General features: G+C 34.5%; 13 protein-coding genes and 1 riboswitch. Of the genes, 12 read left to right on the top strand and 1 reads right to left on the bottom strand.

Translation table 11 applies throughout. From position 1 onward, the window contains the following. Position 1: 1 nt before the first annotated feature. Together VJY32_RS03740 and VJY32_RS03735 are read left to right on the top strand one after the other, a co-directional pair. Entirely contained in the window at positions 2-1,513 is a 1,512-nt protein-coding gene (locus tag VJY32_RS03740; RefSeq protein ID WP_353676547.1) for an ATP-binding protein, read from the top strand. A 103-nt stretch (positions 1,514-1,616) separates the two neighbouring features. Further along, a complete protein-coding gene (locus tag VJY32_RS03735; protein ID WP_353676546.1) occupies positions 1,617-2,972 on the top strand; it encodes a sigma-54-dependent transcriptional regulator in 1,356 nt (451 codons plus the stop codon). An 80-nt stretch (positions 2,973-3,052) separates the two neighbouring features. On the opposite strand, the gene VJY32_RS03730 is transcribed toward VJY32_RS03735, so the two are convergent. Then, complete coding sequence (locus VJY32_RS03730; RefSeq protein WP_353676545.1) at positions 3,053-3,394, bottom strand: hypothetical protein; 342 nt, start codon at positions 3,392-3,394, stop codon at positions 3,053-3,055. Positions 3,395-3,615: 221 nt separating this feature from the next. Here VJY32_RS03730 and tatA point away from each other — a divergent pair, with 221 nt between their 5' ends. The 10 genes from tatA (at position 3,616) to VJY32_RS03680 (ending at position 13,839) form a co-directional block, all read left to right on the top strand. Beyond that, positions 3,616-3,774 (top strand): twin-arginine translocase TatA/TatE family subunit, encoded by a 159-nt coding sequence (gene tatA, locus VJY32_RS03725; RefSeq protein WP_353676544.1) that lies wholly within the window; start codon positions 3,616-3,618, stop codon positions 3,772-3,774. Positions 3,775-3,797: 23 nt separating this feature from the next. After that, complete coding sequence (locus VJY32_RS03720) at positions 3,798-4,895, top strand: porin family protein (protein WP_353676543.1); 1,098 nt, start codon at positions 3,798-3,800, stop codon at positions 4,893-4,895. A gap of 57 nt (positions 4,896-4,952) precedes the next feature. Next, positions 4,953-5,861 carry a 4Fe-4S dicluster domain-containing protein gene (locus VJY32_RS03715; RefSeq protein WP_353676542.1) on the top strand — a complete coding sequence of 303 codons (909 nt, stop codon included), beginning with the start codon at positions 4,953-4,955 and terminating at the stop codon, positions 5,859-5,861. A gap of 8 nt (positions 5,862-5,869) precedes the next feature. Continuing rightward, positions 5,870-7,027: an NrfD/PsrC family molybdoenzyme membrane anchor subunit gene (nrfD, locus tag VJY32_RS03710; protein WP_353676541.1), complete on the top strand. Its 1,158-nt coding sequence runs from the start codon at positions 5,870-5,872 to the stop codon at positions 7,025-7,027. Further along, entirely contained in the window at positions 7,024-10,269 is a 3,246-nt protein-coding gene (locus tag VJY32_RS03705; protein WP_353676540.1) for a molybdopterin-dependent oxidoreductase, read from the top strand. The genes nrfD and VJY32_RS03705 overlap by 4 nt, the downstream gene beginning before the upstream one ends. A gap of 19 nt (positions 10,270-10,288) precedes the next feature. Beyond that, a riboswitch (molybdenum cofactor riboswitch) is annotated at positions 10,289-10,556 on the top strand. 183 nt (positions 10,557-10,739) lie between these two features. Then, on the top strand, positions 10,740-11,057 hold the full coding sequence (locus tag VJY32_RS03700; protein WP_353676539.1) for a carboxymuconolactone decarboxylase family protein: 318 nt from the start codon (positions 10,740-10,742) through the stop codon (positions 11,055-11,057). Continuing rightward, the gene (locus VJY32_RS03695; protein ID WP_353676538.1) at positions 11,054-11,578 is read left to right on the top strand and encodes a chromate transporter; all 525 of its coding nucleotides are present in this window, start codon (positions 11,054-11,056) and stop codon (positions 11,576-11,578) included. The genes VJY32_RS03700 and VJY32_RS03695 overlap by 4 nt, the downstream gene beginning before the upstream one ends. Before the next feature lie 108 nt (positions 11,579-11,686). Then, the gene (moaA, locus tag VJY32_RS03690; protein WP_353676537.1) at positions 11,687-12,682 is read left to right on the top strand and encodes a GTP 3',8-cyclase MoaA; all 996 of its coding nucleotides are present in this window, start codon (positions 11,687-11,689) and stop codon (positions 12,680-12,682) included. Continuing rightward, positions 12,679-13,158, top strand: a complete 480-nt coding sequence (gene moaC / locus VJY32_RS03685; RefSeq protein ID WP_353676536.1) for a cyclic pyranopterin monophosphate synthase MoaC — start codon at positions 12,679-12,681, stop codon at positions 13,156-13,158. Before moaA ends, moaC begins: the two co-directional genes overlap by 4 nt. Positions 13,159-13,341: 183 nt before the next feature. Further along, on the top strand, positions 13,342-13,839 hold the full coding sequence (locus VJY32_RS03680) for an MOSC domain-containing protein (RefSeq protein WP_353676535.1): 498 nt from the start codon (positions 13,342-13,344) through the stop codon (positions 13,837-13,839). The last annotated feature ends 39 nt before the right edge of the window (positions 13,840-13,878 follow it).

Genomic DNA, 13,878 nt, shown 5'->3' with positions numbered 1-13,878 from the left:
TATGAACACAATAAAATTTAAATTGCCTCTGTTCTGGAAATTCTCTATTGCGATAATTTTTATTGTGATTGTCTTTGGCTCTATAAATTCAATTCTAATTTATAATAATGTGCAGTCGGCACTTCAAACTGAAACCGAAAAACGAGCTTTATTTATTGCTAACAGTATCTCTCATCAGATTGTTTCCTCTCTATTATTTGAAGATTATGTCACACTTCAAAATGTTATTAATGGAATAAAGGAAATTGATCAGAATATTGAATACATTTTTATTGTTGATAGCAAAGGTAATGTTGTTGTTCATACATTCCCGTTAAATTTTCCCGCTCAACTTTTAGGTGCAAACAGAATAGATGAAAATCAGAAATTTAAAACTCAGCTTATCATTCTTAAAAATAAAAACGAAGAGTTGATTCTTGACATTGCAGTTCCAATTCTGGATGGTAAAATTGGTAATGTTCGAGTTGGATTAAAAGAAAGTTCAATTCAATCTGATGTTCAAAAAACAATTAATGTATTCTGGATTATGGTTGCGGTGTTTTTAACATTTGGAATTATTGGCGCACTTGTGTTTGCTAATTTTATTACGAAGCCAATTAAAACAATTCAGAATGTTGCTGATAATATTGAGCTTTCACAAATTGGTAAAGAACAATTGCCTCAAATCAGAATCAGAGAAAAATTTCTTGACAGAATTAAAATGCTTTTTCGTGCCGAAGATGAGATTGATATTCTTGCAGATCGTTTTAATCAAATGATTTTTCGTTTAGATAAAGCTTATCGTGATCTCCAGAATGCACAAAGCAACTTGATTCAGTCAGAAAAACTTGCCACCGTTGGAATTCTGACTGCAGGACTTGCACACGAAATTAATAATCCGGTTGCAGGACTTCAGAATTGTATTAGAAGAATTAAAAATGATCCCGCAAATATTGAACAGAATAAAAAGTATCTCGTTATGATGGAAAATGCAGTAGATAAGATAGAGAAGGTTGTTGGTAATCTCCTTAACTTTACAAGAAAACAGAGCGGCGACTTTATTAGTCTTTCCATCAGTGAGATTGTTGAAAACTCTTTAATCCTTGTCAGTCATCGGCTTGAAAAACTGAGAATATCTGTTACTAATAATATTCCGACAAATCTTCCAATGATTAAGGGGAATAAAAATCAACTTGAACAGGTTCTATTGAATTTGTTTATCAACAGCATTGATTCAATTGAAGAAAAGATCAGTAAACATCCGGATTCGGAAAGAAGATTAATTGTATCTGCAAATCGTGAAAGCGATTTTGTGAAAATAAAAATTGAAGACACAGGTATTGGTATTTCAGAAAATATTTTGGATAAAATTTTTGATCCGTTCTTCACAACAAAATCTCCGGGAAAAGGAACCGGATTAGGATTATTTGTTGTGTATAACATAATTGAAGCTCATCAGGGGAAAATATATATTGAAAGTAAAGAAGGAAAAGGAACGAGAGTAACTTTACATTTTCCAATTATTAATAATTAAAACTCCGTGGCTCTCTGTGCCTTCTCTGTGTGTTTCTCCGTGTAACCAAAAATAATTACACAGAGAGCCACAGAGACAACATAGAGAACCACAAAGGAAGAAAATGAAAAAACTAAATATTTGTATTGTAGAGGACGAAGAAATTTTAAGGGTATCACTCAAAGATGATTTGCTTGATGCAGGATACTCTGTAACTGATTTTGAAAATCCAGTTAAAGCTCTCGAGCATTTCAAAAAGAAAAAATGTGATATTATTATCTCTGACATTCGTCTTCCCGAAATGAATGGACTTGAACTGCTCTCAAAGATTAAAGCAATTGACCCAAATGTATTTGTTATTATGATGACAGCATTTGGTTCGGTTGAAAGCGCAGTTGAGGCAATGAAAAAAGGTGCTTTCGATTATATCACAAAACCATTTGATAAAGATGAACTTCTTCTGATCATTGATAAAATTAAGGAGATAAAATCACTCAAGACAAAAAACTTAGAATATCAGTATTACTTTCAGGATCAGTTTAACTTTGATGCTTTCATCGGAAAAAGCAGTTATGTTGATGAATTGAAAGAAACTCTAAAGATTATTTCTCAATCAAACTCAACAGTTTTAATTACAGGCGAAACAGGAACCGGCAAAGAGCTGATTGCAAATCTTATTCACTACAACTCACCACGAAAAGATAAACCGCTTGTTAAAGTTAGCTGCGGTATTTTATCTAAAGAAGTAATTGAAAGTGAATTATTCGGACACGAAAAAGGCGCATTCACAGGTGCAGATAAACTTCGCATTGGCAGATTTGAAAAAGCTGATCAAGGGACAATTTATCTTGATGATATTGATGATGTTCCGCTTGAAGTTCAGGTTAAATTATTGCGAGTGCTTCAGGAACAGGAAATTGAAAGAGTCGGAAGCAGCGAGTCAATTAAAATTGATGTTCGAATAATCGCATCAACAAAAGCTGATTTGAGTAAACTTGTAAAGGAAGGAAAATTCAGAGAAGATTTGTTTTACAGACTTAATGTTATACCAATTCATCTTAAACCCTTGCGCGAAAGAAAAGAAGATATCGTCCCTTTGTTCAATTATTTCTTGAATCAGTTTTCTAATCAAAAGCAATATGTTGTTGATGAAACTGTTTTTGAAATTCTCAAAAATTATAATTGGCCGGGAAATGTTCGTGAATTAAAAAATTTAGCAGAAAGATTAACAATTCTTTGCTATGATTGTAAAATTACTGCAAGCAGACTTCCGCAAGAATTATTCTCAGCAGAAATGGATTACAGTCAATTGATTAGCAATCAGAATAAATCATTAAATGAAATTATTGAAGAAGTAGAAAAACAATTAATTAAAAATGCGCTGCTTAAAACAGCAAACAACAAAGCAAAGGCAGCAGAACTGCTTGGTCTGCCTCCTTCAACGCTCAAAAGTAAAATTGAAAAATATGGAATATCTTAATTCTTGGTGTACCTTTGTGGTAAAAAAATATTTAACCACAAAGTACACAAAGGTATTCACAAAGTATCACGAAGGAGTGCTCAATCAAGTTTAATTCTTAAACAGTTTCCTCGCTCTATATTTAATTCTTTCTGAACAAGTTGACCATTTAAATTCCGATAGAAGATTGTATACTTCCCTTCGCTAAGTTTTATTTTGGCTGCATAGTCAAAGACTTCTCCGCAAGAAATTATTTTATTTCCCGCTTCATCAACTACATAAAATGATGAAAACTGAGTTCTATAAATTCCATCATCATATATTTCTTTTGCCGGAGTAACAACCTCAACCACAGAAAAATTATTCTTTTCGCCATTTGAAGCTAAAGAATTATTTTGAAAGAGTGCAGCTAAACCGAAAATAACTAAAAGAACTTTCTTCATAGGATTCTCCTTTTTGCCACAAAGCTAAACAATCGATATTAAGTTATTATTAAGTAAATGTTAAATAATTATTAAGAAACGAAATCTCGTCGAATGCGACAAGTTTTAGTCCAGCTTTTTAAATCACTTTTCATTAAGTCTTTGATTATTAGCGAATTTTGGGTATTCGGTTTCCGGCATTTTCATTGCAACATACTAACAACAATTTAATGGAGAAAAATATGTTTGGTAATTTCGGTGTAACGGAAATTTTAATAATAGTAGCAGTTATTACTCTGCTGTTTGGTGCTAAAAGAATTCCCGAAATAGCAAAAGGAATTGGCAAAGGAATTCACGATTTCAAAAAAGAAATTAAATCAGTTGAAGAAATAACTAAATAATATTACTTGAGAAGGAGAGAAAAATGAAAAAAAATCTTTTTGTTTTACTGCTTGTTTTAACATCAATTAAGCTTTTGTTTGCTCAGGAAGTAACAAACAAAGGAAGAATTTCCGGTTATATGTTCGGCGATTATTTTTATAACGCAGCAAGAGATACTGGAATTGCATCTCTTAGTAATGCGGTTAATAACGGAAAGAAAGATTTAAACGGAATTCAGTTAAGACGAATTTATTTTACTTATGATTATGATATTTCAGAATCATTCACAACAAAATTTCGTTTAGAAGCTGATCAAGTTTCAAATACCAACGATGGTAAAATAGGGGTGTTCGTTAAAGATGCTTATTTACAATGGAAAAATATCTTTAAAGGAAGTGATTTTATTTTTGGTATTCAACCAACTCCAGCTTTTGAAGTTTCTGAAGGAATTTGGGGAAACAGATTTCTTGAAAAAACAATTATGGATTTAAGAGGAATAGTTTCTTCAAGAGATTTGGCTATAACTCTTAAAGGTAAAATTGATTCAGAGGGAATGTTTAAATATTGGTTAATGATTGGTGATGGCTCAGGCAATAAACCAGAGACCGATAAATACAAAAGATTTTATGCACATATTCAGTATTCACCAATCAAACAATTTACAGCCACACTTTATGCTGATTTAAAAGCTCGTCCAAATATTAACGATCCGGCAAGTACAACAACTCCACCAGCAACTGTTGCAAACAATGATTTGACTTATGCATTATTCCTTGGTTACAAAGAAAAAGATGCTTACACTTTTGGAGTTGAAGGATTCTTAAATCCGAGACAAAATGGAATGATTAAAAACGGAGAATTAAAAGATAAAACCGGAATGGGTTTCTCTGCATTTGCATCATATAATTTCTCTAAGGAATTAGCAGTCGTTGGAAGATATGATTACTACGATCCTAACACCGACTCTGATACCAAAGGCGATTCGCGTAATTGGTTTATCTTCAGCTTAAATTATAAACCAGACGAAAAAGTTACTATCAGTCCAAATGTTGTGATTGAAACATATGAATCAATTCCAAACGGAAGAAGTATTGATGCATCAATAACACCAAGAATAACATTCTTCTATTCATTTTTATAAAAAATATTGTAGCACAGATTAATAATCTGTACTACGGATAATAAACGGAGAAAAAATATGGCAGAAGAAAAAAAGGAACAATCAGTTTTATCAAAAGAAATTAGTCGAAAAGATTTCTTAAGAACAGCTGGAGTTGTTGGTGGTGGCATTGCATTATCTGTTGCAGCTGTAACAGTTTCAAGATTAAGTCCACCACCAGAAACACCAACTGGTAAAGAAACAATTCGTGATATCCCCGAATTCAAATCAGTTGAAGTAAATGAAAAATCTGATTTATTGATTCGAATGCAAGCTGAATTAAAAAAAGCTCTTGCAAAACCCGTTGAAGAAAGAAAATGGATGATGGTAATTGATACAAGAAAATGTGTTGGCTGTCACGCTTGCACAGTTGCTTGTATTGCAGAAAATAAATTGCCTCCGGGAGTTGTTTATCGTCCCGTTGTTCAAGAAGAGTTTGGAGAATATCCAAATACACAGTTAAGATTTTTTCCAAGACCTTGTATGCAATGCGAAAATCCGTCTTGCGTTGCTGTTTGCCCTGTTAATGCAACTTGGAAAAGACCTGATGGAATTACACAAATTGATTATGATAAATGTATTGGCTGCCGGTATTGTTTATCAGCTTGTCCTTACGGCGCAAGAACAAGTGACTTTGGTGAATATTACACTGAAGATACTCCGGAACTTCAACCGTACGAACTGTTATCTAGTAATGAATATGGAAAAAGCTGGAATCGTGAAGGACACAATTCACCAATTGGTAATGCACGCAAATGTCATTTCTGTTTGCATCGGTTAAATGAAGGTGAATTGCCAATGTGTGTATCAACTTGTATCGGCAGAGCAAATTATTTTGGCGATGCAAACGATCCCGATTCATTAGTGTCTGAAATGGCTCGTCAGCCAAATCAAATTAAGCTGCTCGAAGAAAAAGGCACTAAACCAACAGTAATTTATTTAGTGTGAGGTGAATGATGTTAGAAAAAACTTATAAAAATTTATCAAGAATCTGGCTGATAGTATTTGCAGTTGGATTAATTGCATTAGTATTAAAATTTGCAACTGGCGAAAGGCTTGCTGGCTACGGAAGTTATGTCCCCTGGGGTTTGTGGGTTGCGTTGTATTTTCATTTTGTTGGAATTGCTGGTGGTGTATTTGCAATCGGTACAATTGGTTACATCTTCAATCTTACAGGATTCCGGGAAAATTTCAGAGTTATAATTGTTGTTTCAGTTGCTGCAGTTATAACCGGACTATTTGCAATATGGTTAGACCTTGGGCAGCCATTCCGATTTGCAAGAATTTTATACGCTCCTAACTTTGGTTCGATGATGGCTTTTAACGCCTGGATGTATTCATTATTTATAATTACTGCTGCACTCATTTTTTATCTCACAATGAACAAAGAAAAACAAACTGATTTACACGATAGAAAAAGATGGTTGCTTCCACTAATGGCTTTAGCTTTTTTATTTTCAATTGCATTCCCAAGTCAAAGCGGCGCTTTCTTCGGAGTTGTCGATGCAAAACCATTCTGGAGCTCGCCATTACTTCCGATTTTATTTTTAGTATCAGCTATAACTTCAGGCGGTGCAGTTTTATTATTGGTTTACACTTTTCTTCACTATGAAGAATTTGATTTAACACATCAACCATTTAAGATACTTCGATATACAATTATTGGCGGAATAATTTTTTATTTCATTGCCGAGTTTGCTGAATACAGTCTGGTATTTTGGTCGCCCAACTCACACATTCGAGAAGCAGTAGAACTCATCCTATTTGGCCCATTCTGGTGGGTATTCTGGGTTGTCCATTTTGGCGGAGCGTTGATCGCACTTTATCTTTTATTAAAAGGAAAAACTTATCAAACTGTTGGAACCGGTGCTTTTATTGTTGCTGTAACTTTTGTTTCCGCAAGATTAAATATACTTATTCCTGGTCAGGCAGTTGCTGAACTTAAAGGACTGAAGGAAGCATTCTATCACGAAAGATTAAAGTTTGATTACTCAGCAACTTTGAATGAATATCTGATTGCATTATTCATTGGTGCATTTGGAGTAGCATTAGTTTATTTCGGAATTAAACTTCTTTCTCAATTCACTAAAAAGAAATTAGGAACAGAATTATGAAACAAGAATTAATTGATAAGTCAAGAAGAAGTTTTTTGGCAAAAGGAGCATTACTCGGCGGTGGTGCTCTGGCTGCTATCTTTGGCGGCGAAAAAGTTTCCGCTCAAACTCAGCAGATGATAATAAAAAGTAAAAGACCTGATGTTGATTATCCATTTAATAATCCCGAGAACATAATTTACTCTGCTTGTCTTAATTGTAATACTGGTTGCGGCATCAAAGCCAAAATTCAAGATGGCGTTTTGGCAAAGATTGATGGCAACCCATATAATCCTTGGACGATGGTTCCTCATCTTTCAATGAAAACTGATATTGATGAAGCTGCAAGAATTGATGGTGCACTTTGTCCAAAAGGCCAGGCCGGTTTGCAGATTGCTTATGATCCATACAGAATAAGAAAGGTTCTTAAACGTGCCGGCAAACGCGGCGAAAATAAATGGATAACAATTTCTTTTGAAGATGCAATTAAAGAAATAGTTGAAGGCGGAAAACTTTTTGCAAATGTTCCCGGCGAAGAGAACAGAGTTGTTGAAGGGTTAAAAGATATTATGGCTTTGCGTGATGCTGAAGTGGCTAAAGCTATGGCAGACGATATCAAAGCAATTTGGGATGAAAAAGATAAAGCAAAGAAAAAAGAATTGGTTGCCGCATTCAAGGAAAAACATAAAGCTCATCTTGACAAACTGATTGATCCGGAACATCCTGATTTAGGTCCTAAAAATAATCAGTTCGTAATTGCCTGGGGAAGATTAAAGAATGGAAGAAAGGATTTCCTTTCAAGATTTGGTTCTGTTTATGGCACCACTAATCTTCACGGACATACAACCGTTTGCCAAGGCTCACTCTATTTTACCTGCAAAGCAATAAGCGAGCAATATCAAGGTGGTAAGTTTACCGGTGGACAGAAGTTTTATTGGCAAGCAGATCTTGAACACGCTAAATATGTTTTGTTTGTTGGTGCAAATTTATTTGAAGCTAACTACGGTCCAACTAACCGAACAGTGCGTTTAATTGAAAATCTGGCAAAAGGATATACAAAAATAGCAGTTGTCGATCCTCGATTTTCCAAACTTGCAAGCAAAGCACACAAGTGGTTACCGATAAAACCAGGAACTGATACTGCACTTGCATTAGCAATGATCCAATGGATAATTAATAATAATCGTTATGATGAAAAGTTTCTAAGAAATGCTAACAAAGCTGCTGCTAAAGAGACAAATGAATCTAGTTGGACTAATGCAACCTGGTTAGTTGAAATTAAAGACGGCGAACCCGGTAAATTTATTCGTGCAGCTGATTTTGGTTTGAAATCTGCTGAAAAAAGAAAAATGATTGATCCGAAAGACAAAACCAAAGAGATTGAGTATGAAGAAAAGTTTATGGTTGTGATGGTAAACGGCAAACCAACCTGGGTAGATCCTAATGATGAGAAAAATCCTGTTTATGGTGATTTATTTGTAGATGCTGAATTAACGAATAAAGAAGGAAAGAAAGTAAGAGTTAAATCCGGTTTGCAAATCCTCAAAGAATCCGCTGAAGAAAATTCAATCAGCAAATGGTGTGAAATAGCCGGAGTAAATGAAAAAGATGTAATTGAAGTTGCCCGCGAGCTAACAAGCTATGGTAAACAAGCTGCTGTTGATATTCATCGTGGACCGGCTCAACATACAAATGGGTTCTATAATGTTTTAAGCTGGATGTCGTTGAATATGCTTCTTGGTAATTTCGATTGGGCGGGTGGACTATCAAAAGGTGCAACCTATAAATATGATGGTTCAAAAGGTGGAGTATTTGATTTAACAAAAGTTAAAGGAAAGATCCCAACTTTTGGAATAAGTCTGATTCGTCACGATGTTGATTATGATAAGACAACAATCTTTGAAGGTTATCCTGCAAAACGAAACTGGTACCCACTTTCATCAGATATTTATCAGGAAATAATTCCAAGTATCGGTGATGCTTATCCATATCCGATTAAAGCTTTATTCTTCTATATGGGTGCACCGACATATGCTTTACCGGCAGGACACACTAATATTGAAGTGCTTGCAGATGTAAATAAGCTTCCGTTGTTCTTCTGCAGCGATATAATAATCGGTCCAACTTCAATGTATGCTGATTATATATTTCCCGATTTGTCATTCCTTGAAAGATGGGAATTTCAGGGCACACATCCGAATATGCCGGCAAAAGTTGAAAATGTTCGTCAGCCCGTTATTTCGCCTATTCCGGAAAAAGTAAAAGTTTATGGCGAAGAAGTTCCTATTTGTCTTGAATCTTTGATTATGGCTTTGAATGAAAAACTCGGTTTAAAGGCATTTGGTAAAAATGCTCTCGGTGATGGAATTGATTTCACACGTCCGGAAGATTTTTATCTAAGAGCTGTTGCTAATATTGCTTTTGGTGAAGAACCCGGCAAAGAAGTACCAGATGCAAATGATCGTGAACTTGAAGTATTTTCTAAAGCAAGAAGACATCTTGATAAATCTGTTTTTGATGAGCAGAAATGGAAACAAATTGTTGGTGATGATAAATGGCGTAAAGTTGTTTATATACTTAACCGCGGAGGAAGATTCGAAGAGCATCATAAATCATTTGAAGGAGATAAATTAAAAAACAAATATGCTGCATTGCTAAATTTGTATCAGGAAAAGACTGCTACTAAAAAATATTCAGCAACCGGTAAGCACTATTTCGGATATGCTAAATATATTCCTATAATGACCTATGCCCAGCAATCAGTGGATAATCTTTCAGAAGGTTATGATCTGCATTTGATAACTCACAGAACAATCACACAAACTAAGTCCCGTACTATAGCTGCATATTGGCTTCAACCTATTATGCCTGAAAACGGAATACTGATTAATCCAAAAGATGCTGAGAGGTTAGGTTTAAGAAAAGATGATTTGGTAAAAGTTATCAGTGCTACCAATAGGGAAGGACAATGGGATCTTAAGAATGGAAAAACTAAAGACATCGTTGGTAAAGTAATTCCTACTGAAACAATAAGACCAGGCGTTGTCTCTTTTGTTCTCGGATTTGGGCATTGGGCAACCGGTGCAGATGACTTTTATGTTGATGGTGAAAAAATTAAAGGTGATGCCAGAAGAGCAAAAGGTGTACATGCTAATGCAGCAATGTGGACTGATCCATCATTACGCAATAATACTTGTATGCTCGATCCAGTTGGCGGCAGTGTTTCGTTTTATGATACTAAAGTAAAGTTGGTTAAAATTTAGTTAGTTTTGTCTTGTTCTTTCAAAATATTTTCTCCGAGTTGATGAGACTAAAAAGATTTATTTAACCACAAAGTTCATCACAAAGGAACACGAAGGTTTAAACTTTGTGTTCTTTGTGAAATATCCTTTATGCAACTTTGTGGTAAAAGAAATTTCAAATCTTTATGTTTCATCAACCGACTTGTCTGGCTTCAGACAGATAGGGTAAGTTTGGAAACGAACTTGCCTGCCAGTTCGCCGATTTAATTCGGTGGGACGCTTTGCAAAGGAGAGTTTACAATTATGATTTTGAAAATAAATCACAACTTTAAACCCCGCTATGCAAAGCGGGGTTTTTTTATAAATATTGAAAACCACGAAGGTCACGCAGTTCATTCACAAAGGTTTAATTTTTGTGTTCTTTGTGAAAATCCTTTGTGCGACTTTGTGGTAAAATAATTATTGTCAATCATTAAATGGAGAGAAAAACGATGTCTCAAATACCAAAACGATTTCAAAAATTCACAGAAGATTATCCGGAAGTTGCTAAAGCTTATGAAGCACTTGGCACCGCTGTTCACGCAGCCGGACCATTAGATGAAAAAACACGCGCACTAATCAAGCTTGCAATTTCAACCGGTGCTCGATTAGAAGGTGCAGTTCATTCACACGCACGAAAAGCATTAAAAGTTGGTTGCTCTCCCGAAGAGATGCGACAAGTTGCTTTGCTTTCTCTACCGACAATAGGACTTCCTTCAATGATGGCTGCATTAAGTTGGATTGATGATATTATTGAGAATAAAAAATGATTGAGAGTTTAATAAATCTTTTCTGGGCTTTCGTTAAAGTTGGTTCGTTTTCTTTCGGCGGAGCTTATTCTTTAATTCCATTGATTGAAAAAGAAGTTGTTAAAAATCATCAGTGGCTAAGTCAAGATGAATTTTTCAAAATACTTGGAATGGTTGAAATATTTCCCGGTGCAATTTCTATAAAGTTTGCAACATACACGGGATATAAAACTGCCGGAATTCTTGGAGCAGTTGCAGCAAATCTTGGAAACATTTTTACTCCTGCAATATTGATTTTGCTCAGTACTTACATTTATTCCATTTATGAAAAAAATGTATTTGTAACTAAAGCATTTAATGGTGTTAAGTATGCCGTTATTGGAATGATTGCAGCAATAATGTATCAGTATGCTGTGAAGAATGGAAATCATTGGCAAGAATTTTTGTTACTCGCAGTTGGTGCAGCATTGATAATTTTCTTTAAACTTCATCCGGCTTATGTTGTACTGATTGCAGCAGTAATTGGAATTTTAATTTTATGAAGAAAGAAACTAACCATAAAGAGCACAAAGGTATTCACAAAGTTTCACAAAGTAGAATCTTCGTGTTGCTTAGTATTGGACTTTGTGGACTTAGTGATAAAATAAACTATGAAATTAATCGATAACTTCAACCGAATACACGACTATGTTCGTATCTCTCTGATTGATAAATGCAATCTGAATTGTATTTACTGCAATCCATCAAATTCTTTTGCACGATTCGAACCTAACAAATCAATTCTCACATACGAAGAATTGTTTCGATTAATAAAAATTCTTGTGCGCGATTTAGAAGTAAAAAAGATTCGTTTTACTGGCGGGGAGCCGCTGATTAGAAAAGATGTAATGAAATTTTTTGAAATGATATCATCACTTAAAAATCAATACAATTTTGAAATTGGCATTACAACAAACGGCACACATCTGATAGATAAACTTGATCCGCTCCACAACTTTGGAGTTGAACGATTAAATATTAGTCTCGACACTTTGAATAAAACAAAATTCATAGCAATAACCGGCAGCAATTATTTTGATGAAACACTCACCGCAATTCAAAAAGCAGTTTTAATGAAATTCAAATCAATAAAAGTAAATATGGTCGTGATCAAAAACATTAATGATGATGAGTTGAGTGATTTCGTTGAATATTTCAAATCATATCCAGTCACACTAAGATTTATTGAATATATGCCCTTCACCGGAAATCAATGGGATGATTCGAAATTTTTAAGCTGGAAGGAAATGAAAAACAAAATAGAAGAAAAATTTTCCTTAACAGAAATTCAAAGCGATGGAAAAGTATCTAAAGATTTTTTTGTAAATGGTGCAAAATTAAAAATTGGATTTATTAGCTCTATCTCAGATCATTTCTGTGATAGTTGTAATCGTCTTCGCATCACCGCAGCAGGACAAATAAAAAATTGTCTCTTTTCAAATCCATCAGACTTGAGCTTAAAATCTTTATTAGCTGATGAAGCTATACCAGACGAAATGATCATTGAATTCATAAAAAATTCTTTGCAATCAAAATGGTTAAAGCATCCAAGTGCGGATGGATTATTACAACTAAATCAAAACAATATGATGAGTATTGGCGGATGAAGAATAAATTATCACATATTAACAGTAAAGGCAAAGCGGAAATGATTGATGTTTCTGAAAAAGAAATATCAACACGCACAGCCGAAGCGTATGCCGAAGTCAAAGTATCGAAAGAAGTTTTTAACGCAATCAAAAACAATTCTATAAAGAAAGGTGATGTTCTTTCAATTGCAAAGTTTGCTGCAATTCAAGCTGCGAAGAAAACGAGTGAGCTGATTCCACTTTGTCATAATATATTCATATCTAAAATTGATGTTGAATTAGAATTGAATCCTAAAAAGAAAACTGTCGAAATAAGATCGTTTGCAAAAACTAATTCACAGACTGGAATAGAGATGGAAGCATTAACTGCCGTTTCGATAGCAGCGTTGACTGTCTATGATATGTGCAAAGCGATTGATAAGTCAATGGTCATCAGTGAAATTAAATTGTTAAGTAAAACCGGAGGAAAAAGTGGAAGCTATTTTCTTAAATAACTTAGTGGTTCTCTGCGTAATAAAAGAAATTACACTGAAGGACAATTAATTTAAGTTTGTGCGCCTTCTTGATTTACTTGGAGTTCCTTTGTGGTAAAAAAACCTTAACCACGAAGTATCACAAAGTATTCCGTCAGCTGACGGACACAAAGGGTATAAAGAATAATACAGAGAGAAATATTTATGAACAACATTGACACAAAAGAATTACCATTAGAAGTTGAAACAAAAAATGTGAACGGCAAAGTAGTTGCAATATCTATCAGCAAGAAAAAAGGAATACCAAAGACAAATGTTCAATCAGCAAAATTGATAGAGAACTTCGGAATTGAAGGAGATGTTCACGCCGGTAACTGGCATAGACAAATTAGTTTTCTTGCACTTGAAAGCATTGATAAAATGCGTGAGAAAGGATTGCCAAATCTTCGTCCCGGTGCATTTGCTGAAAATATCACAACAGAATTTCTTGAGTTGCCTGATTTAGAAATTGGTACACGAATGAAAATAGGAAAAGAGGCTGAACTGGAGATTACGCAGATTGGAAAAGAATGTCATAGCAAGTGTGCAATCTTTTACAAAGTTGGTGATTGTGTTATGCCGCGCGAAGGAATTTTTGCAAAGGTGATTCGTGGTGGAGAAATATTCGTCGGAGATGAAATTCAAATACTTAGTGCTCCTTAGTGATGAACTTCGTGTCCCTTTGTGGTAAAAAAAAGCTTA

Origin of the sequence: Rosettibacter primus, from assembly GCF_036860675.1 — a bacterium.
Lineage (GTDB): Bacteria > Bacteroidota > Ignavibacteria > Ignavibacteriales > Melioribacteraceae > Rosettibacter > Rosettibacter primus.
The sequence above is the reverse complement of the archived record's forward strand: the minus strand, read 5'-3'. Positions and strand labels throughout refer to the sequence as shown.

What these genes read in the sequence shown, in the direction of transcription:
- VJY32_RS03720 (WP_353676543.1), top strand. Translation starts at nt 3,798, where the DNA reads ATGAAAAAAAATCTTTTTGTTTTACTGCTTGTTTTAACATCAATTAAG.
- nrfD (WP_353676541.1), top strand. Translation starts at nt 5,870, where the DNA reads ATGTTAGAAAAAACTTATAAAAATTTATCAAGAATCTGGCTGATAGTA.
- VJY32_RS03680 (WP_353676535.1), top strand. Translation starts at nt 13,342, where the DNA reads ATGAACAACATTGACACAAAAGAATTACCATTAGAAGTTGAAACAAAA.
- VJY32_RS03730 (WP_353676545.1), bottom strand. Translation starts at nt 3,394, where the DNA reads ATGAAGAAAGTTCTTTTAGTTATTTTCGGTTTAGCTGCACTCTTTCAA.
- VJY32_RS03705 (WP_353676540.1), top strand. Translation starts at nt 7,024, where the DNA reads ATGAAACAAGAATTAATTGATAAGTCAAGAAGAAGTTTTTTGGCAAAA.
- VJY32_RS03735 (WP_353676546.1), top strand. Translation starts at nt 1,617, where the DNA reads ATGAAAAAACTAAATATTTGTATTGTAGAGGACGAAGAAATTTTAAGG.
- moaC (WP_353676536.1), top strand. Translation starts at nt 12,679, where the DNA reads ATGAAGAATAAATTATCACATATTAACAGTAAAGGCAAAGCGGAAATG.
- VJY32_RS03715 (WP_353676542.1), top strand. Translation starts at nt 4,953, where the DNA reads ATGGCAGAAGAAAAAAAGGAACAATCAGTTTTATCAAAAGAAATTAGT.
- tatA (WP_353676544.1), top strand. Translation starts at nt 3,616, where the DNA reads ATGTTTGGTAATTTCGGTGTAACGGAAATTTTAATAATAGTAGCAGTT.
- VJY32_RS03700 (WP_353676539.1), top strand. Translation starts at nt 10,740, where the DNA reads ATGTCTCAAATACCAAAACGATTTCAAAAATTCACAGAAGATTATCCG.
- moaA (WP_353676537.1), top strand. Translation starts at nt 11,687, where the DNA reads ATGAAATTAATCGATAACTTCAACCGAATACACGACTATGTTCGTATC.
- VJY32_RS03740 (WP_353676547.1), top strand. Translation starts at nt 2, where the DNA reads ATGAACACAATAAAATTTAAATTGCCTCTGTTCTGGAAATTCTCTATT.
- VJY32_RS03695 (WP_353676538.1), top strand. Translation starts at nt 11,054, where the DNA reads ATGATTGAGAGTTTAATAAATCTTTTCTGGGCTTTCGTTAAAGTTGGT.